Consider the following 25,969-nt stretch of genomic DNA (forward strand, 5'->3'; position numbering starts at 1 on the left):
GTGATTCGCCAAAATCTAGGATCATTTTCAAATACTTTGTGGCTTCTTTTATGATGTCTTTCGACATTCCACTAACCATTCCCAAATCGATAAAGTAACTATGTATCCACTTAATCCCCTTAATATAACGCCTATAGTAAAATCTCAATATCTGGCGGCTGCCTTTCGCACTTTTTTTCTGAAGCACTTGGTTTACTCTGTCCAAAACCGTATGAATAGTGTGTTGGAAATATGGTATTAGAAAGTCTGGGAGAATTGAAATATTCACTTCACACTGTAAACATCTGAGGCGACATATAGGGATTCGTAATGTCAGATCATCAGTCACTCCATAACGCCAATAATATCCGTTACGATGAAGATTTCCATGTCCAGGGCAATTACAGTTTGGGCATTCATCAAACAATGGAAATTCATTCATTTTTCCTCTTTCGCCATATTCCATTAATCCAATTCCAAAATCATGAGAAATGATCATAAAAAAAACCTCCCCCTTACAATATGCAAAAAATTTAGCACATTATATGAGAGAAGTATATATGCAATTCCGGAGGAATTTGAAAATAATAGTTGCTTTTTGGAGGATATAAAGTGACTGTTTACACTATATATCTAATTTTTTCTTCCTCTTGCTCATCAATAACATAATCACAAATTAGTCCAGCAAAAAAATCCTTAATTAATTTTTGATTTTCAGGTGACATCCTAAGAAAATTTTCTTCTATTATAGATACCCTATTCTGAAGTTCTGAAATTAATCGAAGTAAGTTATCTTCCAATCTTTTTTGTCTGTAACTAAAAATAACACTAGTTGCCCCTGGCACAACTGCTCCTAAAGCACCATCAAGAAAAACCTCTGATACAGTTGATATTCCACCTTCTGAAGTTACATCAATAATTTCTTTTGCTCTTTCTCTGAGTGATTTTCGTTCTCTTTCATTACTAAAGTAAACCCCTCCCAATTATATTATAATAACAAGTTAAGGAAGGAGTTAATCCACATAAGACTCCTCCTCTTTTGCTAGATACAAGTAGCAACAAAAGCCTCTGCCTTCAAACATGGCAGATGGATCTTCAATTAACCTGTTTCGTTAGTTGAACAAGGTCGCCGGTATTATATATGATGAAACCGTTTTGCAAAAAGTAAAAGAGTTCATAACATCAGGATACACATTTTATCCTTTTAAATTCCGCTCTTTCATCATTGCTATTGCTTGGATGAAACCTCCAGTAATTTTTCCACCAGCCATCCTATTACACAAGAATTTAGCTGGAAATTGATTTATGAATTTGTCCTCATTACTAAATGTTTTGTTTGTTTCATACACATAAATTCTAGTAGTATCAAGAGCCCGAAAACTATCAATTGAAAGTATCGAAGAATCAACGTTACCCATTGGAAATAGAAGTCGATCAAAAGGTTTGCTATTCGACCAATGTTGTCTAACACGTCTTTTAATATCATTTGTTGTACCAATATACACTTGCGAATATTCATCGAGCACCATCATGTAATATCCCGATTTTCCCTCATACAAATTTAGGTCAAAAACCTTAGTGTACTTTTTATTCAGGTTAAGAAATCCCTCTATTTCTTCACAAAATTCATCATGATTTAACAAAGAGAAATATTCCATATTTAAGTCGTAATTTTCCAAAGCCTCTTTTAGCTGGTTTTCGCACCACTCATCCGTGTAGATTTTACCATATTTGTCAGCGTAAATTTCCCTGTCAAAACGAACTAATGAATTTTTGTTGCTAACTACCGCATATTTTTCTCGTGTCAACTTCAATCCACGTTTTCCCTCAAGAACCTTTACGCCGAAATGATTGGGCATAAAAACCCTCCTTTTATTGATAATGCCTTCAAGATCTTCCTATTATTTTATCGTTTGCTCCTAATCTAATTGTACCGTAGACATCAGCAGCTTTCTATTCCTGGGTAAATAATCTTTGAAAATAACTATTCAATTATGTAGACAGTCCATAATTTCAGAAGATATAAGAATGCGTGCTCAACCCATTTTAAAACTAAATAGACAACAAAAAACTCTTTACATAACTTTTTAAGGCTTTTTAAGAATAAATTCCACCTTCTGTTCTTGGAAAATACGCAGGGGTAAGAAACCCATTTTTCCTTACCCCTCAATTCACTTAATCCAATTTTTGGTCACTTAAATTTTTCAATATCCTTTTGATTCTTCTTTTAACGGACACTGCCAGTTCTTCCATCTCCGAAAAGGTCTCTTCAGTAATGATTTGTTTACTTAGAGATGTTTGCAACCTACTTTCAAGACCACTCAACGCCTCTAGTGCGTTATTGAAAAACTTAAATTTTTTTAGCGGAAACAATTGGTGTCCTTCTGCGAGATTGGCTACATTTGAAGTGGCACATTGCCGCAAACCATATAAAAGATCTTTTTCCTGCCAAAATTTCTGCTGCCTTGTAATCTCATAAATTCTTTCCACCAGCAATAAAGCATCCTCGTAAGCTCCAAAATTTTTCACATTTGGAGTATAAGGATTAGGTAAATCCATTCCCTTACCCTCATTGTCCCTTAGATGACACAAAATTTTGGTTAAGATGGATACCACTTCGTTTACCAAATTGTCCAGATTATCATATTGCTCTTTCTCTATATATTTTTGACCCAATGAAATTTGTAACCATGCTGAAGTTTCTTTTGCCGATCCTATGCTGATACTATATTGGTTAAACTTTTCTCCAATATATACCTGCTCGCCCATAGCAATTCTTTCTTTTATTGATTTAGCACTCCTTTGAATTTGGTCCACAACATGTTTCTTTTCATATGAAGGGAAACTTTTGGATAGTTCAATTATTTTTTCTTCTAGTTCCTTGGCCTTCTTATAACCGAAGAGTTGCTTTACATCTCTCACTTCAAGGCGATGCTGTTTCTTAATCTGTTTTTCTTTTGAAGGTGTTGTTGATTTTTTGGGGTTACACGAGGTTGCTGTGGAAAGCTCCTTTGGGGATTGAATATTGAGGAATTCCTCGAGGTTGTCGTAAATCTGATTGGCCCTGTGCTGGCTCAAGTAATATTCGATCCCAACCTTTTCAAGTTCGGAAATATCTTTCATATCCTTTAGGATCCAGATTTCCCCTTTTTCCGCAAGGGTCTTCAAATACACTTCAATGTCAATAATGCTATAAGAAACCCGTTCCCTTTCCATACGATACGATGCCTGTATTTGTTCTGCTATTTCATTCAACATAAATCATCTCCTGTTAATATGATAAAAAAGGATAAGGTACCCAAAGTTGAAATTAAGAGAAGTTACCTTATCCCTACTTACTCCGGTAGACTACGATTTGATCCCACAATAAGATATTATTTAGTCCTGATGATAAAGCCCGTAGATTACTTCAAAAATGCAATCCCACTTTTCCTCAGCAGACAGAATTTGGTTTCTCGCAATAAATCGTTGCATTCTATACTGCTTTTCATCATTCTTACCCCCATAGGCCTCTTCATATGTGGTATAGAAAACCAAGCACTCCCCGGAATTAGTGATGAAAAAATCCTTGGAAATCCTAACTTCACCATCTAATGCTACTTCATAACTAAGTAAAAACTTCCCACAAATTGCTTTACCATCCACAGCATCCAAATAGAGCTTTTCATCGAAATATTCCCCGTCGGTATTTACCCAAGCACCCTTACAAATCGGTTTAAAGTCACTATTATCCAATGCACAAGTCAATACATCCTCAGCAAAATCATAGTCGAACATATTGTACCTGTATACAGGGATTTCAATTGCATTATTTTTCATAGAACATCTCTCCATTTCCAATTTAATATTTCAACATATATTATTACTTTTTGTCTGACATGATTACCCTTTGGGATTTTACCCCGTTTAACCACTCATATTTGATAGACTTTGAGATGATAGCTTCAAGGACACCATGATAAGTAGCAAGGTAGCTGCTACTTAATATGAGCATTGCTACGTTTGCATGATTGCTCCTTAACTTAATTTACGTGATTTCGTAAAATTGGGTTTACGGGTACCGAAGTTTGATTGGATTTTTTTGTATGTGGAGTTAATGAAAAGCACATAACTTGATGAGGCAAACTCAAATGGGGATAATGTGTTTTGAACTTACTGGAGGTCAGAATAGTTCGTTCTTTCACTTTGGTCATGCTTTACTAACCTTGCTATTCAGCACTTCTTCTACCTCACGGAAAAATTTCTCTGAATAAAGCGGAACCGAGAAACACGTTGCCGTAGTCATATAGCTCGTACGTGATTCCTTATCGTAAAAGGGAACTTTTCGTTGTTCGGAGATAAGTAATCCTAGTTCTTTTAACCTGGTTACTGCGTTCCTGTATCTTGTGGCTGACACTTTAGCTTGATTAGCATACATAACAAAGTAAGAGTTATCATTCGAATCCTTTCTTGTTGAGTCAATGAATCGTTGCCCGTGATCAAGTATTTCTTCAAGTACATCTACGTATGCTTTAACTTTTTTAAATAGCTTTGGATAGTTCATTTGAAAATCTTGGCTTTTGAATAAGGAAATAATACATTTATTTTCCACATACTTCTCCGACTCTTTCTTTTCCCAATTTACATCATCAAAAGACACGTTCAGTAAATTAATTAGTTCTTTCCTTACAAATTGGAGTTGTTGTGTATAGCCTTTTCCCTTTACCTCCTGAAAACAAAGGAGCAAATCAAAAACCGTATAACCAATAGCCTCACTAAACGGTTCTCCCGTAAAATATCTGTATTTCCCTACAGAATCTCGACCAATCCAAGCCTCATTTCCATCGAATATTTGACATGGAAATAAGGTTTCTTCCTTTATATCTTCTAAGTTTGCAAATATCATTGGAAAAACATTGTATTCCATTACTGCCCTTTCAAACCCATCATGACTTTTTATATCGCTATACACGATTGAAGCGTTAAACTTCTGCTTCTCCCATATATCAGCCTTTTCACTTTTCTGTAATTCATCCTTAGCCAATTTTCTTTCTCCTTTAAATGCGGTGCGATATGGATGGAACTCTCTTGAAATTTTCATTATTATCGTTCTCCTTCTGCTTTAATTTTTAGTCCTTCATGTTAAGCTATGATCATGAAAAAAAGGGATTCTTTTTTCTCATCATTAACTTCATCTTATTGCATAATCTACGATTTGAATAACTTTTTAGGGCTTAACCTGCCCTACCCTTATATGCACTTTAATCTAGCCTTATCATTTGGTGTAATACTTTCAATTAAAGTTCTTAGGAATGGAGGGGAGTGCAGATTATCGTAGCTCTCCCACCCCCTCACTTGGTAGACCTTTGCTCTACTATATGAGGCCTTTACTCCTTTGGGCGATCTTACTTTATTTTAATTCCAGCAAACTCTACTGCTCTTGATTGTGACCCTTGGTATTTAGAAACACCTTTGTGTCCAAATTGGCTAACAATTTGGACATTAAATTCACGTTGGGAGACTGATGTAAGTCTTGCATCTAAACATGCCTTTTTGTAAGCATCGTAGAGAACCTTACCGGATATTTTTGCTACTGGATCCAATTGACAACATTCATCGGCGAAAAAAAGAACACTATTGTTACTTTTTTTGTATTCACCCATTAGTTTTCTCGCATCTTCACTTTCGGTAAACTCATGATTGTTTTTAATCAAACGACGCAAGCCAACTAGGGCCCACTGAACAATGCCTTCTCGCTCTTGAAATAGTACATCATTCAAGTCTCTATCAATATTTTCTTTGGAAACAACGTTTTGGAAGGGGATTAAAATCAATCTTCTATAGAATCCAGTACTTTGATCAACAAAATTCGAGGGTAATTTGTTTGTGGCAAAAAGAAATCGTGCGGTATTTCTAAAGTCAAAGCCTTTTTCGAACTTATCTTCTCCGTGTATACTATCCCCGGAGACCAATGATTTGAATATACCCGTATCCTTAATGGAGCCTTGTGGAAGGTCCGAGTACGAATTCAATAGTTTTCCAAACAATCTGACCGTACTGAATTTCGCCCCTAAATCTTGAAAAGGGATATTTGAAACATAGTCATAGCCAATTATTCTCTCAATGACATCAATTAAAACAGATTTTCCTGTATTGCCGGGACCATACAATATAAAGGCCTTCTGTGCCTTAATGTCAGTCGTTGCTAGATATCCAATCATCTCCTGGACGGTCTTTACATCGTCTTCGGATAAAGATACCTTGATATATTCAAGAAATCTTGGACATTGTGCATCAATCTCATAATCAACATTCAATTGAAATGCAGTATGGTAGTGTGATTCATAGGGGCCAAACGTACCTGTTTCAATGTCGTAAACACCATTTTTAAAATTGATTTTCCCCTTCATACGGTTGGGATCAGTTAACCCTTCATCTTTGGGGATTCTTTTCAACAAAAGTTTCTTGACATCTTCAATATCCCTATTTGTCAGATACTTCGGTGAAAGGTAATCAAGAATTTCTAGTTCAATTTCATCAATGTTAACCTTCTGAAAAATACCCCTACCTTTTTTCCTTGCATAAATCATTGAGTTACATACGAGGTAATCTCTCCGTTGCAACAAAATAGAAACAAGAACATTTGGCAACAACCTTAGTCCACTATTAGTTTTTACATAGTGTTCTGGGAGCTGTTCCGAGTTTTCGTCAACTTGACAATTCATTTTAAAATGATATTGTTTTATCTCATCCAATCGAGTTGACACAACCCATGGGGTATTGGGTTTCCAAGTCGCATGTCCATTTATAGGAACGAGATGATTGCTACTAGAGTAATTCACCTTAATATTTTTGAACTGCTGATTTTTTACAGTATCCCCTTTAACAATCATCACCAAGGATGCCCCTTCAACCCACCCGTAAAATTCGCCTTTGAGTGTGTCAATCGACTTTCTTGCAACTTCACTTAATTCACTGTCTGAATTCACTGCATTCGAAATCGCAATTGAGATATAGGGGTCTTCCTTCCGTAATACTAAGGCTGTTCCTGCATTTGCAAAATCAGGAGCATTTTCCTTTAGATCATGTGCGTCTTCATACGGCATTAAGTTAGTTGGATCACTTACATCAACTGATTCTCCAGTAGTTGGGTCATAAGCAATAAGCAACGTCTCTTTCTCAATATGCTCTGTTCTGGCACAAACCCAGATTGGAGCTTCTCTTAATTCCTGTGGTAAATCATGATTCAAAATTTTTTCTTCTTTTAGCATAATGTTTTCCTCCTTATATTGTGTGGTTCATCACTGTATTCATTGCCTTCAGGCAACATAATGATGAAAATATAATGGGGTTTCCCCCATTAATAAATCTTTATATAAGGTTTCAAGGTTTCTGATAATTTATCTATTATTATAATTTGGTCATCTTCCCTTACCGTCGTCCAATATTCATTGAGGATTGGTATAGGGATAGACATAACAGTATTACTCAATGCTTTAATATCAAGGTGTTCTAGTGATGCTTTAATATCATCTTTCAGGAGGTTATACTTTTCTACCATTACTCTAACACCGAAGAATAGTTTGAATCCTTGATCTTCTAATTCAATTAAATGAAGTTCTTTTTCCAACAGTTCCCCTAAACTTAGGACATATCCTACTGCTTCATTCTTGAAATGATTTGAATCACCAGAAAGTGTACTCTCATATAGGTCAATAACAACTTTGCCAATTAATTGTTTTTGTTCATCAGACAAAGAAATGTTATCCCTTTTCGTTGCAACAGCAATATCAATTTTGTCTAAATCACTAGGAAGAACTAAGGACATGTCACCACGTATTGCCTTATCGTATATGTATCCCATATCTAGGCTTTCAAAGACTTCCTTTAAGGAAAGACCTAATGCCTCAATAAGAATCATCACTATACTTAAACTTGGCTCTGTTCTTTTACCATTTTCAAGTCTGTTGAGATAACTTTCGCTTATTTGATGCCCATACTCTTCTACCACACTTACCAACTTGGCTAGGGACCAGCCCTTGGATTTCCTTTTCATCAGAATAAGTTGTCCAAATCCAGTTACCTTCATTCCTTCCAAGAATTCACCTCCTTGGAATTAATTTGCCTACCCATAATTCTATATTACTACATTTTTGCCTGTGGTCAATAGCATTTTTGTTCGAGCTGCTATAAAATTTTTTAGTCCAATAAACAAGGATACGAGGGTTAGCATTTCCAAATCCCCCATCTAGGGGATCTAAATATAAAGTTTCTTCCCTAACAATGAATAGGATACCCAAATAATGTTTTCAATGAACCATGACCTTATTGTACTACTAATTTGCAACCTTCCAAAATTAATAATGCTCTACCCCTCTTATTTTTGCTTGGATAACATACAATAGCTCTTAATCTCTACTATTGGGTACCTGCCCAACCATACGAGTGAAACGAGTGGTTTGTTTCACTTTACCCATGTCTATTAATAAAGGATATGTATTTAAAATCTTCATTCACGAAAGTCTGATAAATAGAATAAACCGTAACCACAATGCTGCAATTTATAGGATGAAGGGCAACAGCAACTTCTCTGTTAACTGTAACCCACTTCTAATAACTCATTTTATTGAATGAAAATCTTCTTGCCTAATACGAGTGAAACGAGTGCATGTCTTCATTATAAATATTTTTTAAAGTCCCCTTACCATGATGATTGATCATTTATATAATAATCACCTATTAATGGTTAATGTCAACCTTTGTACCTAAAGAAATATTTACACCTCCAACGAGTAAAACGAGTGTATATTTTATATCTATAGATGTGGACAATTTTAGAGTGTATCTTCCATTTACGTTATTGATGTCTAAATAAGCCTAGAAAGAACTATAAAGGGGTAATCCCTATAAGATAATTAACAACAATTTTAGATTGCATACCATTACTAATGGGAATCGTTACTCGTTTTACTCGTCAAGGTAATGTGTTTAGCCTTTTAAACTAATTAGTTAAAAAGCGATTTGGTTGAATGACTATCATCTCAACTGATGTTATAGTGCTTTTTGCATCAAGGGAATCTTTTTTCTATTTAATGAAGACCAATCCCTTTATTAATGAGGACCTTCTTTTAGGATCCAATAAAAGGATTGTAAATAGAAGCAAAACAAAGAGTTAAAGTATCTTGTATTATAGATTAGAAAATACACTCGTTTCACTCGTATGAAAAAATCTGACTGTTACCCCAACTTAATTAAATAAAGCTCCCCTTGTTCAATACCTATCAGCCAACTATGTGCAAAGTGCTTTTGATATCAAGGGAATCTTTTCTTTCTAAGGAAGACCAATCACCTGATTAATAAAAAAGTTCGTTCACGATTCATTAAAAGAAGCTAAAAAGGGGAAAATGCAAATGGTTCAAATATTTTTATAAAAAATAGATTACATTAATACACTCGTTTCACTCGTTCATACTATTTTTAGAGCAAAATCATTATATGGTTCAATAGCATGTTGCTGCACCGATATAATTGTTCTACTACTACATAGGACCTCACGCTTCCTGTAAGTAAATGAAGGAAGCATTTAATCAATGTTTATAAGGGAACACAGTCCTCATTAACAATAAAATCATTGCATCCTAAGAAGAATTTCATAATAGACCCAAAGAAAAGGACCGGGAAACCGATCCATACTTAAATTATAAATTTCTTTCAACTTACACCTAATGCCTTAAACACCGCATCTATTGGATCAGAATAAAACATAGGCTGCACTTTTACTAATAGATCCGGTGGAACTGTCTGCAAATCCATAACCGATGCTGCAGGTATCAACACCTTTTTTGCACCAGCATCTACACATACTTGTAAAGTATTTGCAAATTCGTCCACCTTGGCAATGGTTCCACCAACAGTCATATTACCAATGACAACCAGACTCTCCTGTGTAGGTTTCCCTAATGCACCTGAGCAAAGGCCAATTAATTCAGCAATGGCCAGTTCATCCGTCAAACCGATACCTTGTAAATCACTTATGTGCATGAGATAGTCTTTTGTTTTGGTGCTAATGTTATTACTAATGCTTTTGCTATTAGCCGTAAAGAAACGAAAAGCTGTATCTAGGCTTTCTTTTGCTTCACGGTTGGTACCAACACCTGATTTATCAAATTTACCTGTTCCACTAACAACTTGATTTTCGAGCTTATAGATACCAATCATGCCAGAATGACCATGTCCAGCCACATAAACGTGCCCAGGCTTGCCCATACCTTCTGGTATTAATTTGCCTCCACCTTGCTCAGGAACTGACACGTAATGTTCTTCGAGTGTTTGCTTATCAATATAAGAGAACATTACATCGTAGAACTCCATACCGCCAATTTTCTTCAACTGTTCTTTAACCCTTCGGCGACCTTCAAGAGCGTATTCCAATACCTCACTGACTTCTTCCTTTGTAAATTCGCCATGAGGATAAAGGAGCTTTAACATACCCGAAACCGTTTTTCTGATTGCATTTGTATCACGTTGATTTAAGTTATTTCCAAGTTTAAAATAGCGATCAATTGCATCACTGAACGTCCGCTTCCGCATTTCTCGAAAAAACTCTGCAATGTAATCAACTATAAAGCCATATTTTTCGGTAATAAGATCTGGACGCATCTTAGGAATTTCCCAACCAGGCAGATAATAGTGCATCCGATCAAAGAATGCCGAATCATTTGCCATTTCTTCAGGGAATGGGGCAAACAAATGGGATGTTTTAATTAATGTGTCTACACTTTGATTAACATTGCCCACAAATACCATAGAAGCAGAGGCATTCTTTTCCTCTTTACCTCTAGCAAATGAGCCTGATGCCATGTAATCCTTCATGATTTGGATGCCGTCTTTATCCTTAAAGCGAATTCCAGCAACCTCATCAAACGTCACACAGTCCCACATACCTACAAGTCCAATTTTTCTAGTGGACATGTTATAGAAAAGATTAGCAACCGTCGTTTGACCACCTGAAACCAGTATGGAGTTCGGTGATAACTCCTTATAGACATGTGACTTTCCCGTACCCCGAGGGCCAAGTTCGCACATGTTGTAGTTGTTTTCTACTAAGGGAACCAATCGTAGCAATAAATGCCACTTCACTCGGTCTTCTAACTGAGTTGGCTCCATTCCCGTAGAGCGAACTAATACATCAATCCATTCGTCTTTTGTAAAGCTCTTTCTCCCTTCAAATACCTCATGAATGTCCATATTAGGCATTTGAATTGGCTGTAAGCTACTTACATTAAAAGGATTTGAATTCCGTGCCTCTTCGTCGTAATAATAATCAATTTTGACCATACACCATATGCCGCCAACAAGGAGCTTATCAAATTCCTTTATGTACATTGAGGAAATGGGAACGCCTTTCAGACCAAGGTTAGAGAACTCTGCTTCGTATGTATCAATTTTTGGATTCAACGCCACTGTTACCTTGTCGATAACCGAGTATTGACCATATTCCCGGATTCTTGATTTAATCTTTTCTGCCTCGTCAGGACGAACAAAGTTTTCTGAAAGAATTTTCTTCACTCGTTCTAACCCTTCATGAATGCTTTCCTCATCATCGGTTGCAGCATACATACCAAGGAGATATTCTAGCACGTATACCGGAACGTTCGCTCCCTCTTTAATAAGGTTCGTTAGATCTTTACGTACAACCCTCCCAGCAAAAACGTCATTTAGTTTTTTATCTAAATCAACGGTTAATCCTTCATTCGTGCTTTCTTCCATTAACAGTCCTCCTCCCTCTTAAAAGTCAAAGTCACTGATAATACCCAGATTGATGTTAAATGGTATTTTTTCCACTAAGATACCAGTCTCGGTATCCTTTATGGTTAAGTAGTATGTTTTATTACGATCATATGGAATGCTTTTCAAAATAAACCTTAGTTTGAAGGTACGATCTGCTGGATTATCAAATGGTCGATCTCCAATAATCGTTTCCTCATTAGATAATACGCTGCCTTCCCCGTCAGCCATATAGATGATAACAGTTCGAGGAATTACCTTTTCTTCTACTTTTTCTGTTTGGAAAAATTCCAAATTAAAAATGCTATTCGTTATCTTACGGGTTGTATTCGTAAGTTTAATATCAACTTTTTTAATCGCCTTAGCACCTTTTTGTCCCGTTCTTTTATTTTTAAACGTTAACAGTGGAACAACGACCTCTTGAAGGCTTGCACCACCATGAACAAAATTAATACCTGAACCCTGCATTTTGTTTCTAAGTGTTGCTTTAGGCAAATAGGCTGTTAATTGCTGCTCATTTTTTATAATGGATGACAAATTGATAGCCAATTGACCCGAAACATTACGCTCCTCTTTAGAAAGAATGTAGCGACGTTTCACTTCAATAGCATCTATTGAATCCTGACCAATCTTATCACTTTCCCCTAATTCATCCCTTTGGTAAAGAAAACCATGATCAGCCGTAATAAACACATTTATTCCACTCAAATCATCACGAATAATTTTTACTAAATCATAGAGTTGGTTTAATGATGTTTCAACTGCATTAAATGTATAAATTTCTGTTGAAGCCTTGTCTCCCATTGCATCAATAGTATCATGATAGATGTATATGAGCTTTTTACCTTTAAAGGTTTCTCTTCGTCCTGCTTTATTCATCGCTAAAACATCTTGAAAATGAACTACAATGCTATCAGTTACTTTAGATTCAATAATCTTTTTTCGATTTTCTAAACCAGAAGAATCTTTTCCATCAACAAAGACCCTAGCATTTGTATCTATGTCAATTTCTTTGTGTGGTAAGAGTGATGGCATTCCAAGTTTTGTAATAGAAGGCACTACACCGAGTAATGTTTCAACATCGCAAACACCCATTGTCTCGGTATTAAGACGATCGGCTAGCTCAACACCTATTTCATAACGCATCGCATCAGAAACAATAACAAAAACTCGTTCCCCATTTCTAACTTTAGAATCAATGAATGTAGAATAAAAGCCTTGCTGATTTTTTATACCGGGTAATGACCAGTCCTGTGTCATTTCGGACTCAACCGCTTGGGACCAATGGGAACTCAGCTCACCCATATACCAGTTTGTATATAGATTTTCTACCAGCACTTTTAACTTTTTCAATAGATCATGATTGCTTTCTTCATCATAAGCCACATAAAACTTACGGTAATATGTATCCATTAAATGATAATCATTTACATATGCCTGGTACAAATCAATAGCCCGTCCCTGTGGGATCCCTTGATGATGTTCTTTATAAAACTCGTGAATTTTAACAGTATAGTAAAGTGCTTCATATATGGAAGCAAATTTATCATAGTAATGCTTAGCTCTTCTCAATTTAATGAGTTTCGTGTATTCTTCATAATCCTCAAGCTGTGTAACTAATCCATTAGCTATGTAAATGATAATCGCTCGGTCAATATATGGAAAAATGTCCGCCTGTTTAAAAGTTTCAACAGGTAGATTATTGACAATGTTCGAAAGTTGAATTTCCTGCTCAGCCATTTCCGCATATTCATCAAATATCACATAGTCAGTCTTATGGTGCATCCAATGGTCAATAAACACAACGGCATTCGTTTTATTTCGATTGGAAATAAATACTTCCAAATCCCATATATCCCCATCAGCAACCGATTGGCTGAATGCCGTTACTGCTAGATGGATGAATAATGTTTTAAGACTTTTCTTCTCTTGTTCATAACCATAGTGATTAGAAACATAATTCCAGAACACTTCAACATCAAAAAACTTTTCCATAAGGGATAAGTATTTATTTTCACTGTCCTCCAGCGTGTCCATCAACATAGCCTTTAAAACTTCTTCAAAATCTGGTGTTTTAACGTTGCATAAAACACTCATAATAGAAAGTTCAATGATTTGCTCTGAATATGTTTCTATATTTAATGCTGAAAACTTTCTAAAACGCTCTTTATTATTAAAGAAACGTTCATACTTTTTGATTACTGCCCGAAGTGATGGGTCTATATTCAACTCACTTAAAATAAGTGAAATTCGATCCGCATAGAACGTTTTTGAATAAAAAACTGTATCTGCTAACCAGTTATCTTCCACATCTAATTCCATATTTGTATAAATCAAGTAAGAAGACATAGGATCTTCTTCTTCTAGCAAATATTTTGTATGAAACTGGTTCCGCCCTGTTAACGTATGAACCTTTACTTCATCAACAGAAAGCCTTTCAATATCCTCAGCGAATTCATTATCCTTGTCCACCCAGAACACAATCTTTCGTTGTTCCCCATCTTTTAATGGTTCATTGAATATGTCTGATAACGCAGAATCTATTTGGTTTTTATTCATTTTTTCACCAACTTTCTATATTTAAGTAAGAAAAAGACACATCATTATTCCGGATGTACCCTCTCCTAAATTGTTTATTATCTTATTTATATGAGTTATAGTGTGCTTTCAAATTTCAGTAAATAATTCAATTGCATTATACACTTCACAACTAGAATCAAAACCTTTTTTACAAATAATGGTGACATGACTCATAAGCCATTTTATCCTCTGCTTTGCGTACTCTTTATTTGCAGAGATATAATCTATCAGTTGGTTAACATTACTGTTATACAAAATAAAATAAGCATGCTTGTACTGGTATCTATTACAGTACACACTAAGCGTCTCAAAATCCTTGAATATCCCTCTTCCAAGCGACCCTTTTACTTCAATAACAATTTCATTCCTTTTAAACGTTCCATACTGATGAAAAACAAAATCAGGGTTTTTCTGATCCCGTCTTTTAAAACCATTATGACCTCTTTTATCAATCTCAGCAGACAATGATATATTAGTCAATTCGTATTTGTCTTGAATCATTCTCATTTGATGATATAACTCATAGCAAAATACCCTTTCTCTAACAATCTCACCATAAGTTGTTTTTACCTTATAATATTCTTTACCAACATTATCAAGTGCTCGAACAAAGAAATCTGTATAATTATTTTGGAGTAAATTTTCCACCTTATCTATCTCCCATAAAATTTGGTTAGATCTTTGCTACTAAACCCTTAAACTTTTCATAATTCACTTTAACCCCATCATCTAAATCAATTTCAACTTGCATATCCGCCATGTGGTGTAATAACTCATCATATGCTTTTAGCTCTTCAATTTTCTTGTCAAGGGATTTCAACTCTTTCTTTGCATTACTAATCTCTTTTGCATTAGAATCCCCTTCAATGATATTAAGTAAGTCCTTCTTTTCAGCATCTAAACGAATCTGAAAGTCATGTAAATAATCTGTCCGAATACGGGAAAGCGTTGTCCTATCATACCGGTGCATATAGATTAGACAGTTAAACGCCTTCTCTTTTCCAGATGAAAATAACCAATATATGGGTCGCTTACTATATGTCTTAACATGATCTTTATAAAAATCATTTAAGAAATAACGACGAAGTGTTTCTTTTGCTGTTTCACCCTTCTTTCTTCCTAGAGCATCTGCTACAAAATCCAAGTTTCCATTAAGGTTGTCATCACCAAATGTAATACGAACAAAATCAACGAATTTTGAAATAATATCATCCTCAAAATAGGATCCAGAAAGGATTGGGAGAATATTGTCCTTGTCTGCTGGAAAGGTTTTAAATTGTAAAGGATCAAATCTCCCTCCTGCGTAAACCAAACCTTCCTTGTCAAGGGAATAACGGCCAAAGGCACAGCCAATTGCGTAAGAGATAAAACTCTTAATATCCTGATTCAACTCAGGCTTATGAATTGAAATACTTTGTTCTTCTACTTCAGGGGTAAGTTCATCCTGTAGACCATAAGTATCTATAAAAATACGATTCAATTCTTCCTCATTCGCCTTCAATTTGTTAAATTGTTCTTTTAAGAATTGAGACCACTTCTTATATGCTGAATCAATACTTGTTGAAGAGTAGTTTACCAATGGGTGTTCCTTAAAATCCCATGATATTTCAAAGGAATCCCAATCATCTTTTGTTATTTTTATATTCTCGTCTACTACATTTTCAAAATTTCTATCCTTTATTACAGCTAATGGTAACTTATTGAAATAACCAATATCAAAGTGCATTGTTGGACTCAAAATTTTTATTAGTGATTCGAAGTATTTATTATTTAAAATACCCAAAAGCTGCAAATGATTAATTTCTTCAGTCGGAAATGCTGAATGACCTGTTGCATCATAAATAAATCCCTTCGGGTAATATCGAAAAGCATTTACACTTGAAGTTATATCAGACCAAGATACTGATTCTCTAAAATAGTAATTCAAATTTTGTGGTCGAGACTTTAATTTGCCGTTTTCATCCTTAAAGTTTCTGATTTCTTCCCCATCATTTTCCCAATTAACAACAAACTCATGATTACCATACCATTTTCTAAAAGCTCCACCTTTATTATAAGGAAACCATTTATGTTGGGATTTCATTGCAGACTCTCTTGATGTATAGCCAAAACCTATCTTTGTAAAATTACATTCAAACCATCTTTTTAAGAATCTATCATTGTCAGCGGTTTTTAATCCTTGCTTTGCTTCAATTACATCTGAAAACTTTGATAAGTTGCGAAATAAAGATATTGTCTTTTCACTTACCCAATATGCTATTGGACTTCCAGGGATTTCTTTGAAGTATTCTTGATTAAATGAGTACCGATAATAAACAGATGGCTCTTGAACTGCTTCTAAAGTTTTTATTGGCTGATTTTTGGAACCCTTAAAATCGGATAGCCTTATGTATTCACCATTTATATCACTTTGATAATTCCTCAAAGTAAATGTGCAAATTGGTACAGTTGCCTCTTCAAAGCCAGAGTATTCCAATTGAATCAAGCTATTTATTGTCCGATTATTGATTATATTTTTACGTAATGTCTCATACGAAGAAATAAACATCCATACGAATGGTGACATAAATCCCATATGCCCATTACTCTTTGTAGAATAAAAACTATATTCGATAAACGCAGAAAATAGGTCAGATTTCACTTCTGGATAATAATTTACTAAATAACTTGCAACTTCAGGAGTTAAATACTTATTTCCAACATAGGGTGGATTGGTAACAAAGACATCATATTTCTGATCCATTAATCTAGTCTGTTTCACAAGCATTCTAAGCAAAGGAAGAATACGATTCTTCATTTCCTCTTCAAATAGATTTCCGTGCTGTTGTTCTATAGTATTTATTCGTTCCTTTATTAGAGACAAATTATTGGATTCAATTTTAATAAGAGAGCCAACCACTTTTCCATTATGAAATTGGTTAACAAATTCCTTTAGCCCTTCTAACTTATTACCAGAAGATTCTCCTGCTATAAATTCCAATTCTTCTTTTGTAATAGCATTCGTTTCTTGAATTGACGCTAAATTCAACTTCAAGCTATCCCGCTTAATACTTCTCAAGAAACGCTTGTTATACTCCAATGCCTTCATTATTAAAGAAAAACTAGCCAATTGATATGCCCTATCATCAATATCTAGTCCATAAAGGTTATTTTCGATTATTAATTTTGGAATTTCACGTTCCATATATCCACATTTGTTATAGATTTCAAACAACACATCGAACATATAAACGAGAATATGTCCACTACCCATTGCTGGATCAAAACATTTAATATCTTCTACTTTTAAATCCTTATTAATATATGGGATCAATTTTTCCACATAGTCAGCTTCTGAATTAGGATTTTCGAGAAAATATTCCCAATCCTTTATAAGGTCCCTATGTTCTGGATGTGATTCAATCCAATAACGCCCCAACGCATTTTGAACCATATAACGCACAACCCATTCAGGTGTGAATAGTTGGGTTGCGAATGGCAATTCTTCTACTTTATATCTTTTCTTTGATTTTATTACACGTTCATTTTCTTCTGAAATATAATACTGATATAACCAACCAATGACTTCAACCTTCTCCCAGTTATCTTCAGTGATAATTTCAGCATTTGTCATATACCGAACGAAGGAGTCAGTGGCAAGTAACCCTTCTGGAAAAAGGATTTCTGTATAGTCATCAATTGTTTCAAACATGAATGGCATATATTGATTAAGATCATTGCAATGCTTGATAATAAGGTATTTGAATAATTCCTCTGAATTATTATTCATTTTTAATTCATAAATATATTCCTTATCCAAATCTAAACCTAATGAAAGTGCCTCTTTCATCATATCTGGCTCTGTGCTATCGGAATTATTAGAAGAAAGTACCCTTACTTTCGTTGGTAAATAATCATTTACCTCCATAAAACGTAAGGCAGTGAAACGGTTAAACCAAGTGTAAGCAACTTCCTCCATCACCCGGTTAAATCCAATTTGTTTAATACGATCAATTAACCGATCTCTTTGAGTCTTTTCTTCCTTTGAAAGCTGTCTACCATCAATAAAGATGGCATCTGAACTTTCAATGTCCGCTTTTTTTATGTTATCTTCTGTAATTCCTATTTTCATAGCCCTTGCTTCAACTTTTTTCAACAACTCTCTTCGTGCATTTGTAGCAAAAGTCTTCAGTGCTGACTTATTCATTCAATGTCACCCCGATTCGATTACTCAACAAACTCAATTTGTTTATTTTCTTTAATGATCTGTTTTAACTTACTGGATAGGGCATTTATATACTTATCTACTTCATCTTCTGTTGTTAAAGTTCTAACATTGAGCAGATTTGATACTTTTACAGATTGCTTTTGAATGGTTGGAGCTACTACAGGTGGTTCAACAACTTTACCACCATTCCGTTCTCTTTCTTCTTCCGCTTTTTTCCGTTGCCATTCTTTAATTTCTCTGTCAATATCTTTTTCCATTTTTTCTTTAAAGCTCGTACTTTGGGAAACTGTTGCATCGACCTTATAAATATCTGTAAAAATTCCTACATTGTAATTTAGTTCTTGATAGTAACGATTTACTTGTTCTTTCGTGTCATTTGATACACCATATTGTGATGTTAATAATGATAAGTAATCACTATCATCTTTTAACTTTTTATGGGCATTTTCCCTTTTCTCATTAAGAACATTATAGATTTGTTCATCCATAGCATGTATAAGCTCTGGAATATCCTTTATCATTTTATAAGGAATCGGTTCTTGAAGTATAGACCGGAGTTTTTCGATAACTTGCTCTACCTCTACACCTATTAGATAGGATTTATTTTCATCATATTTACTTATGGCTGCCAATCCGTCATCGAAAATCTTTTTCTGATTTGTACCGAAGAAACTTTTGACATAAACAATATCCTCTTCCCAATCAAGTAGATCATCTTCTAATTCCTTTAACCTATTGAAATAGGATACATTATCTAAGCCATTATGGAACTGCTGAAAGTATTCCAATCCTTTATCAAGCAGGCTCATGCCAGGATACTTTCTACCCTCATAACGGGCCTTATAACCCTTAATTTCATCTATCTGTTTTTCAACAAGTAAACGGATGTCCTTTAGAAGTCCATCTTCATCATCAGCCAAGTCCGTTTTATTAAAAACATCCTTACAAATACCCTTGGCTAGATTTATTAATTTTTCATCAACTTTTACCCTTTTTAATACAATTGCTCTATCAGCTTCTTGTGTCTTGGTGAAAATTGTAATAAGTGTATTAACATTATCTTCAGGTTCCAAGTATTCCGAATTGTAACGAATCCGAATACGTTGTTCTTTTAGTAATTGTGCAACCATTCCTGCTATATCAAGTGTCTTCCAACCATATGGCTTGTCTCCAAAACGTTCAAACAAGATTTTTATACGAACTTGCTTTTTCAGATCATCTTGTAAGCTGATAAAATCAGTCACTTCCCGCTTTGCTAACTCATTTGGATTTACTTTCAATGTTTCTTCAAAAGACAATTGTTCATCGTTTGAAGCAAGGATTGAAAGTAAGGCCCTCTCATTATCTAAGTGTTCCTTTACATAACTGAGTTTTGTATAGACATTATCGACTAGCATTGTGAAGGCAGCATTAACTTTCTCACGAACAGTTGATCCTTTAATTTCTGATTTGTCCCCATTGATAAAGAAAGCACTGTCCTTTATCGCTTCCTCCAAAAGCTCACGAACCCTTCTTCGACGTTCACGAACTTCTGCTTGTTTATTATTCAAGATATTTTGGATGTTTTCAGGAAGTTGCGTAATATTCGTTTTCTTACGGAATTCTTCGATACGCAATGCTTCCCCGATTTCCTCGATATAGGCCTCATTCCCACCAAGTTTAATGATCATTTCTCCGTTACCCGAAGTCATCATCATTAATTCCTGCTCAGACCTTTGGTAATGATCTGATAATGGGGAGAGAATTTGCATCCCTATATGGGATGTTTGATTTCCATAGTTTTTCTCATCCATTTTCTGATTGTAGGTAAATGAGTATTCACTGTTGTAACGGAAACGTTTTTCATCGTATAGGTCTTGGAAAATGTAGTTTGCTAACTCCCGCTTAACAATGTCCTCATCAATATTCAAGGATTTGATTTCCCTATTAATGTCTTGTTCGTCATCTGTTAAAAAGATAAAATTATCCCCATTTTTCTGTACTAACGTTTGGGAAATTAGCTTTCGCAAAGAAACTTTAATTTTCTCTTTAAGCTGTAACTTATCCTCATCAATATAGGTTACCATTAGAGTAGCAATATTATCGAGATTTGCTGGAAGTTCTTTTACGTATTTAATCATAAATAGAACCTTTAATAGATCAATGTTAAAATCATCATCTTTTAGGGCTGGATTTTCATAGGCACCTTCGATAACTCTTGAAATAGATGGATTCAAAAATTCTTTTATCGTGTCATAGAAGGCATAAAAAGGTATAAGTGTACCCTCTTCAGCATTCTTATATTGAAGGCCAGCTTCTTTGAATGCTGATAACATGGAGCGTTCCCCTTCAGATAAATGCTTACCAGAGGATCCATGTTTTCTTACTTGCTCAAAAACGTTTTGTAACAACTTGAATTGATAAGGCACGAAAGGGTACACATCTGCAAATTCCTGTTCATTGTCAAATCCACGTAAATCTGCAGTGCTTTCTCGAAAACTAATTAAGTTCTTTAAAATAGCACTTTTTTCAGGATAAAGAACCTTCAATTTGTCATTAGCAAAGTCTTTTTTCAATAGGATACGTTTTTTGATAACTTCATCAACCGAGATGGATGATAGAGAAAGTCTTGTATCAAATCGCCCTTGAATACGTGAGAAATCGTCCCCTTTTACTTTAATAATGCTATCAATACTCTCTTGGGAAGTAACCATAATCCAAACCTTACCTTTACAATGGGTTCCAAGATCCTCAGCCACTGTCTGCAAGTTCAACATTAAACTGCGGTTATTACCAATGTATTGACCAATCTCATCCACGAGGAAGATAAGGTGGAAGTTTTTCCCCTTACTATTGATGTACTCATTTACGTCTTTCGCAAACTTTTCAATACTAATTTCAAAATTATTTACACCATTTTCAAACCAATTTCGAGCAGATTCTTCCGTCATATCGGTTACTTTCGTTAAGGCACCAATGACAAAATCCGCATCAAAGTAAAAACTATTACGACGTTCTTCCCACGATTCACCTGCTAATGCCTTAAATTCCTCTTTAAAGGCACTGTAAACACTCTGCTTATCCAGGTATTTTTCCATCTCAGCTACACCAGGTATATCTCCATAATAGCCACGGTGTTCATAAAACACCTTCATGAAGACTCTCAGAATAGCGTCTTCCTTAGATTTATTGTCTAGTGAACCCTTAGAATCTATATTGAACAAAATGACTTCTGTTTCAACGTCAGCCGTTCTTTGCATATTCGCATATACAAGAGGGTCTTGTACTTTATCTTGGAAGAAATCAATCGCTTGTTTACCTTTTACCTTCTTGTTTTCAAGTAAGTAAGCAAGTATCTTCAGAAAGTGTGATTTACCAGAACCAAAGAATCCAGAAATCCAAACACCCATCTTATCTGTTACACCATTAATCCCTTTTTGATAATTCTCATAGAACTTGGAAAGGTGTTTTTGTAACTCACGGGTAACAACATACTCGTCCAATTCCTGATAAATATTATCTTCATCTTGTTGAGCCACTTTAATGACTCCACGAATATCACGTTCAATGTCTTTTTGAAACATATCTCTAATAATCATCTAAATTCCCCCTATCCCTTTTAATCGACTAATCGGAAAGCCCGGTAATAATTATCGTCCTTAAATTTTCCAAACAATTGTAATGATTGGCCATCATATTTTCCAGGGAAAAACATGATAACAGGTACATTGTCCAACACTTCTTGTAAATTATTTAATATATTGTGGGAACGAACGAATGGATAAACCTTCCCTATTCCGGTGAGGAACACCACATTATAATCATCCATTTTTTCTTTAATCTTACTTAGGAAAACTTCTGGTTTAGCAAATGTCGTCATCGCTTTAAACAACTGATCTTTTCCTTGACGTTCTTCCATTTCAAAGATTCGATCAAAAATCCTTTTATCTTTTGTAATTTCTAGCAGCATCTTATACAAATCAAATTCAATAATTCTCCGGTTAGATCCTTCATAACCAAATTCTTTCTTAATATGCTTAATATAATCCCTTACCACAAGTTCAGATTGTGGCTCGTAGTCAAATACGTAAAAGCTAATTTCATTGCCAAGGCCACGTCCCTCTATGAACTTATCCTCTTTAATTTTCGGTATAATCTGGTCCAATCTTGCATTCAAATTTGCCACATATTCACCCCCTACTCACCCATTGCATGTATATAACGACCATCACCAATTTGAGTGAGATAATTCTTTATCCGTTCATCAATAATTAGCCTGTCTAACTCTTTACCTTTTCTAGTTCTTAACATTCCGCTTTCATACAACACTTGCATGTAAGCTCTTTTTAACTTTTCAACATTAATATCGCTCCAACTGGCAACTTTTTCACTTTGCTCCGCCTTAGAGGTGAAGAAGAGATTAATGTCTTTCTTTTCTATTAGATAGTCATTGTTATGTAGCTTTTCCCCTATTACCTCATCCATGAATTCAAAAAACAGCAAATCAGTCTTCATAATGGCATACAGGTTAAGGACTTTTCCCATTTCAATCGAGCCTTCACTTATTAATGAGGCAAAAGTTTCATCAATAGCTTCTGCCCTTTTCATAACGGAAGGTAGTGCTCTGTTGATTCTCCCTTGATTATTAAATTGAAACAGATTTTCTTCTTTTACCTTTTTTCTTATTTCATCATTGGCTAGGCCCTGCTGTTTCAACTTAATAACCTGTTTTAGCTCAAAAAGTAAAAAGGACGCCCCATTCAAACTTGAAGAATATTCTAATTCCATTGTCATTCAATCAAACCTTTCAGACAAGACTTTTTACCTACTTATTTCCAATACCTTTTCCACAACAGCCAAACGTCTTTTACCACATTGCTGCTGGACTACTTTTGTAAACTCATTCTCCTTTATTAATTTTTCTTGATTATGTTCATATAAGTTTTTAATGCCAACTATTAGCTCAGTCTCTTTTATCTCTTCCTGCCAATAGGAGTCCACTAGCTTGTTTAAATCAACAGCCAAATCTCTCTGTGTACGATAAAACATTTTTAGTTCCACAGGGTTCACCTCTTGCGTTTTCTTACTTACCTCTTATTTTAGTCTTATTTCATTTGGAACTCAATTCCAACCAATGATTAATAATCAGTAAAAAAGCTACTGAAAATAAATTCAGTAGCAACCCTTTCAATTAATCTATAATCCTTTTTAGCATTTCTTTGTTTTGTACTACCTGTTTAACGTAATCTTCAGCTAATTCAACTAATCCAAAACCATTGACAAGTATGTTCAATTTTGTAGTCATTTCACAACCCCTATAGCCTTTGATTAGCCTAAAGACGAAACTCGGGGAAAGGTTTGTTTTATCAGCGATATGCTTTAGACTGTACCCTCGCTCTAACTTAAGCTGCTCAATAAATTCACCAAAGTGATTTTCAATCCTATCAATAATTTCTAAATTGTCCTTTTTCACCATTATCATGTCCTCCTATTTACTAACTGATCATTCGATCAGTTCCTGTTTTGTTATAAGACCTTATATACTAAGCACTAGCTCAGTCATTTACTACTAAAATAAAACTACTTTTTTTCTAAGGAAATAGAATATTTTCTAACCAGTAATCTAGTATAAATAGACACAAATTTAAAGGGGGAATCATTATGGATACACAAGAATTCATGGATTTATCCGCATTAGAAAAAGTAGAAGTAGCAAATAAGATGCTAAAGGAAGAGGAAGTGGACCATTTAAAAAATGTGGCTTCTAAATTAGGTTTTTCAGAATCTACCTTCTCGAAAATCATGAGAAACAACTCCTCATACCAGTACAACAAAATTAGCAAGCAATATGACCGAATTCTACCCATTGAAGAATACAAAAAAATTCTCCAATCAGGTGCAAACGAAGTCAAGGCTGAGGAAACACTACAGTTTGTTGCTGAACACCTTGAAAAGTTAAAGCAACTATTGCACTCTTATGGGGATCAGTTGATTCTGGAACCAGAAATTTATGATCCAGGCAGCAATACTATCACCCGTACTTTCCAAGTCAACGAAGGCATTTATAAGCAGTTCTCTGACTTATATTCGAGCCGGTTCTCGCACATCCGTCTGAGAGAAATCTACAGTAAATGCCTTCTTGATTTCGTCAAAACTTACCAACCTAAAAAGACCCCTGAAAATTAAAAATCAGGGGTTTCAGTTACCTATTCTGCCATTCACGAAACAATTCAATTATTTCATTTTGTCTATGCCCATCCCATCCATTTTGAGCCCTTCGAAAGCAATCTTCATCTATCTTTGCTCCCTTTTCAAGGAGTTTTTTACAAACTTCATAATATCCGAAATAACAAGCAATTTGTAAAGGGGTCCGACCAAGTTGATCCGCTTCATTAACATCAACATTGTGTTCACCAAGTAATTTCTCAACTGTGTCTAAATCACTCATGTACACCGCTCGGAATAAGAAATCATCCATAGATTATTGCCCCTTTTTTATTATCTATTAATTTTCAAGTCAGTCTTGTGAATCACTTTGCTGGTACATAACCCATTGCATTTAAAGTTTACCATTATCATTTTTCAGAGGTAAAAGCCCGCAGAAATTCTTCAAAGATATTATCTTCAAGGTAAAATAAGTCTATAGATGAAATTGGCATTTTATATCCTTTTGAATCTATTTCAAAACCTTCCCTTTTGCCAAATCCATTATTTTCAGATGAGTATTCATGTTTCAGTACGTCCATTAATTGAAAAAAACGCATATCCGGGTTCAATTCCCATATTTTTTGAAGCAAATGCAGTATCCTCATTATTCTCTCTGGGTCTCTTTTATTTTCATTTGTCATAATCATTATCACTCTTTTCCTACTTATTTGGGATTTTGAGCTAGATTCACCAATCTTTAGTCTTTAAATGTTTTCCCACATTTAGGAATTTACCTTTCATTTACTAATTCTTTCTCTTCTAATCTTGTAAGTGCCTCAATTGCCACCATTAAATGTTTGTCTTGAGGCTTTGTAGTAAAAAGAAGATATTGAGAGACCTTTCCAATTATCAATATAACATCCCATATTACTTTTGGTTCATTCTTCCACATCTCGTATCCTATACTCCAGGAAACTAGAAACACCAAAACTGAATCACCAAATATTAGAGTTAGGACTGAGAAACATAGAACGATACACACCACTAAATTTGTGCCGCAGTCCTTATGTACCCTAGGTTGCTTTCTTACGTTTTCTAAAGTTAAATTTAGGCCACTCTCAAAAGCGTTGGCGGTCATGTGCTCTGCAGCGTGGTACATTCCTACGGGTGATGCTATTATAATAAGAGCAGCGATAACTAAAAGGCCACACATCATCTGTAAGTTGTTAATTGGGATGGTATGTTGTTATTGCTATCCCATAATGACTGAAAGTTGACGGTATTGCCTGTCCAGAATTTGACGAGTATAAT

General features: G+C 34.9%; 21 protein-coding genes. 1 reads left to right on the forward strand and 20 read right to left on the reverse strand.

From position 1 onward, the window contains the following. The 17 genes from LKW28_RS21190 to LKW28_RS21270 all read right to left on the reverse strand — a co-directional run. A partial coding sequence (locus LKW28_RS21190) for a DUF6431 domain-containing protein (protein WP_229142409.1) occupies positions 1-478 on the reverse strand: 478 nt, incomplete at its 3' end. 121 nt (positions 479-599) lie between these two features. Continuing rightward, positions 600-962 (reverse strand): hypothetical protein, encoded by a 363-nt coding sequence (locus tag LKW28_RS21195; RefSeq protein WP_229142410.1) that lies wholly within the window; start codon positions 960-962, stop codon positions 600-602. 213 nt (positions 963-1,175) lie between these two features. After that, on the reverse strand, positions 1,176-1,838 hold the full coding sequence (locus tag LKW28_RS21200; RefSeq protein WP_229142411.1) for a GIY-YIG nuclease family protein: 663 nt from the start codon (positions 1,836-1,838) through the stop codon (positions 1,176-1,178). A 316-nt stretch (positions 1,839-2,154) separates the two neighbouring features. Beyond that, positions 2,155-3,102, reverse strand: coding sequence for a four helix bundle protein (locus LKW28_RS21205; protein WP_229142412.1), 948 nt, complete (start codon positions 3,100-3,102; stop codon positions 2,155-2,157). A gap of 255 nt (positions 3,103-3,357) precedes the next feature. Beyond that, positions 3,358-3,798, reverse strand: coding sequence for a hypothetical protein (locus LKW28_RS21210; protein WP_229142413.1), 441 nt, complete (start codon positions 3,796-3,798; stop codon positions 3,358-3,360). Positions 3,799-4,168: 370 nt separating this feature from the next. Then, a complete protein-coding gene (locus tag LKW28_RS21215; RefSeq protein WP_229142414.1) occupies positions 4,169-5,059 on the reverse strand; it encodes a hypothetical protein in 891 nt (296 codons plus the stop codon). A 304-nt stretch (positions 5,060-5,363) separates the two neighbouring features. Beyond that, positions 5,364-7,229, reverse strand: a complete 1,866-nt coding sequence (locus LKW28_RS21220; RefSeq protein ID WP_229142415.1) for a phage/plasmid primase, P4 family — start codon at positions 7,227-7,229, stop codon at positions 5,364-5,366. An 89-nt stretch (positions 7,230-7,318) separates the two neighbouring features. After that, positions 7,319-8,047, reverse strand: coding sequence for a helix-turn-helix domain-containing protein (locus LKW28_RS21225; RefSeq protein ID WP_229142428.1), 729 nt, complete (start codon positions 8,045-8,047; stop codon positions 7,319-7,321). Positions 8,048-9,669: 1,622 nt separating this feature from the next. Continuing rightward, positions 9,670-11,727: a protease Lon-related BREX system protein BrxL gene (gene brxL, locus LKW28_RS21230; RefSeq protein WP_229142416.1), complete on the reverse strand. Its 2,058-nt coding sequence runs from the start codon at positions 11,725-11,727 to the stop codon at positions 9,670-9,672. Between the two features lie 18 nt (positions 11,728-11,745). Next, on the reverse strand, positions 11,746-14,304 hold the full coding sequence (pglZ, locus tag LKW28_RS21235) for a BREX-1 system phosphatase PglZ type A (protein WP_229142417.1): 2,559 nt from the start codon (positions 14,302-14,304) through the stop codon (positions 11,746-11,748). A 108-nt stretch (positions 14,305-14,412) separates the two neighbouring features. Next, a complete protein-coding gene (locus tag LKW28_RS21240; RefSeq protein WP_229142418.1) occupies positions 14,413-14,973 on the reverse strand; it encodes a hypothetical protein in 561 nt (186 codons plus the stop codon). 25 nt (positions 14,974-14,998) lie between these two features. Next, entirely contained in the window at positions 14,999-18,511 is a 3,513-nt protein-coding gene (pglX, locus tag LKW28_RS21245) for a BREX-1 system adenine-specific DNA-methyltransferase PglX (protein ID WP_229142419.1), read from the reverse strand. Positions 18,512-18,531: 20 nt separating this feature from the next. Then, positions 18,532-22,110: a BREX system P-loop protein BrxC gene (brxC, locus tag LKW28_RS21250; protein WP_229142420.1), complete on the reverse strand. Its 3,579-nt coding sequence runs from the start codon at positions 22,108-22,110 to the stop codon at positions 18,532-18,534. Positions 22,111-22,130: 20 nt separating this feature from the next. Continuing rightward, positions 22,131-22,697, reverse strand: coding sequence for a DUF1788 domain-containing protein (locus LKW28_RS21255; protein ID WP_229142421.1), 567 nt, complete (start codon positions 22,695-22,697; stop codon positions 22,131-22,133). A gap of 11 nt (positions 22,698-22,708) precedes the next feature. Beyond that, entirely contained in the window at positions 22,709-23,305 is a 597-nt protein-coding gene (locus LKW28_RS21260; protein ID WP_229142422.1) for a DUF1819 family protein, read from the reverse strand. A 27-nt stretch (positions 23,306-23,332) separates the two neighbouring features. Next, complete coding sequence (locus LKW28_RS21265) at positions 23,333-23,572, reverse strand: TIGR04540 family protein (protein WP_229142423.1); 240 nt, start codon at positions 23,570-23,572, stop codon at positions 23,333-23,335. 130 nt (positions 23,573-23,702) lie between these two features. After that, positions 23,703-23,987 (reverse strand): hypothetical protein, encoded by a 285-nt coding sequence (locus LKW28_RS21270; RefSeq protein ID WP_229142424.1) that lies wholly within the window; start codon positions 23,985-23,987, stop codon positions 23,703-23,705. A 185-nt stretch (positions 23,988-24,172) separates the two neighbouring features. Between LKW28_RS21270 and LKW28_RS21275 the strand changes: the two genes are divergently transcribed. Next, positions 24,173-24,697, forward strand: a complete 525-nt coding sequence (locus LKW28_RS21275) for a hypothetical protein (protein WP_229142425.1) — start codon at positions 24,173-24,175, stop codon at positions 24,695-24,697. 16 nt (positions 24,698-24,713) lie between these two features. Here LKW28_RS21275 and LKW28_RS21280 read toward each other — a convergent pair whose 3' ends face one another. From LKW28_RS21280 to LKW28_RS21290, 3 genes are all read right to left on the reverse strand, one after another. Beyond that, positions 24,714-24,989, reverse strand: coding sequence for an ankyrin repeat domain-containing protein (locus LKW28_RS21280; protein ID WP_229142426.1), 276 nt, complete (start codon positions 24,987-24,989; stop codon positions 24,714-24,716). Positions 24,990-25,086: 97 nt separating this feature from the next. Beyond that, positions 25,087-25,359: a hypothetical protein gene (locus LKW28_RS21285; protein ID WP_229142427.1), complete on the reverse strand. Its 273-nt coding sequence runs from the start codon at positions 25,357-25,359 to the stop codon at positions 25,087-25,089. A gap of 89 nt (positions 25,360-25,448) precedes the next feature. Then, on the reverse strand, positions 25,449-25,874 hold the full coding sequence (locus tag LKW28_RS21290; protein WP_324255058.1) for a DUF1385 domain-containing protein: 426 nt from the start codon (positions 25,872-25,874) through the stop codon (positions 25,449-25,451). Between the last annotated feature and the right edge of the window lie 95 nt (positions 25,875-25,969).

The organism is Bacillus sp. REN16 (genome assembly GCF_020731355.1).
Lineage (GTDB): Bacteria > Bacillota > Bacilli > Bacillales > Bacillaceae_L > Ferdinandcohnia.

Excerpts from the sequence above, each read along its gene's own strand:
- LKW28_RS21200 (WP_229142411.1), bottom strand. The coding sequence starts at position 1,838 with ATGCCCAATCATTTCGGCGTAAAGGTTCTTGAGGGAAAACGTGGATTG.
- LKW28_RS21205 (WP_229142412.1), bottom strand. The coding sequence starts at position 3,102 with ATGAAAGATATTTCCGAACTTGAAAAGGTTGGGATCGAATATTACTTG.
- LKW28_RS21210 (WP_229142413.1), bottom strand. The coding sequence starts at position 3,798 with ATGAAAAATAATGCAATTGAAATCCCTGTATACAGGTACAATATGTTC.
- LKW28_RS21215 (WP_229142414.1), bottom strand. The coding sequence starts at position 5,059 with ATGAAAATTTCAAGAGAGTTCCATCCATATCGCACCGCATTTAAAGGA.
- LKW28_RS21220 (WP_229142415.1), bottom strand. The coding sequence starts at position 7,229 with ATGCTAAAAGAAGAAAAAATTTTGAATCATGATTTACCACAGGAATTA.
- LKW28_RS21225 (WP_229142428.1), bottom strand. The coding sequence starts at position 8,047 with ATGAAGGTAACTGGATTTGGACAACTTATTCTGATGAAAAGGAAATCC.
- brxL (WP_229142416.1), bottom strand. The coding sequence starts at position 11,727 with ATGGAAGAAAGCACGAATGAAGGATTAACCGTTGATTTAGATAAAAAA.
- pglZ (WP_229142417.1), bottom strand. The coding sequence starts at position 14,304 with ATGAATAAAAACCAAATAGATTCTGCGTTATCAGACATATTCAATGAA.
- pglX (WP_229142419.1), bottom strand. The coding sequence starts at position 18,511 with ATGAATAAGTCAGCACTGAAGACTTTTGCTACAAATGCACGAAGAGAG.
- brxC (WP_229142420.1), bottom strand. The coding sequence starts at position 22,110 with ATGATTATTAGAGATATGTTTCAAAAAGACATTGAACGTGATATTCGT.
- LKW28_RS21260 (WP_229142422.1), bottom strand. The coding sequence starts at position 23,305 with ATGACAATGGAATTAGAATATTCTTCAAGTTTGAATGGGGCGTCCTTT.
- LKW28_RS21270 (WP_229142424.1), bottom strand. The coding sequence starts at position 23,987 with ATGGTGAAAAAGGACAATTTAGAAATTATTGATAGGATTGAAAATCAC.
- LKW28_RS21275 (WP_229142425.1), top strand. The coding sequence starts at position 24,173 with ATGGATACACAAGAATTCATGGATTTATCCGCATTAGAAAAAGTAGAA.
- LKW28_RS21280 (WP_229142426.1), bottom strand. The coding sequence starts at position 24,989 with ATGGATGATTTCTTATTCCGAGCGGTGTACATGAGTGATTTAGACACA.
- LKW28_RS21285 (WP_229142427.1), bottom strand. The coding sequence starts at position 25,359 with ATGACAAATGAAAATAAAAGAGACCCAGAGAGAATAATGAGGATACTG.
- LKW28_RS21290 (WP_324255058.1), bottom strand. The coding sequence starts at position 25,874 with ATGATGTGTGGCCTTTTAGTTATCGCTGCTCTTATTATAATAGCATCA.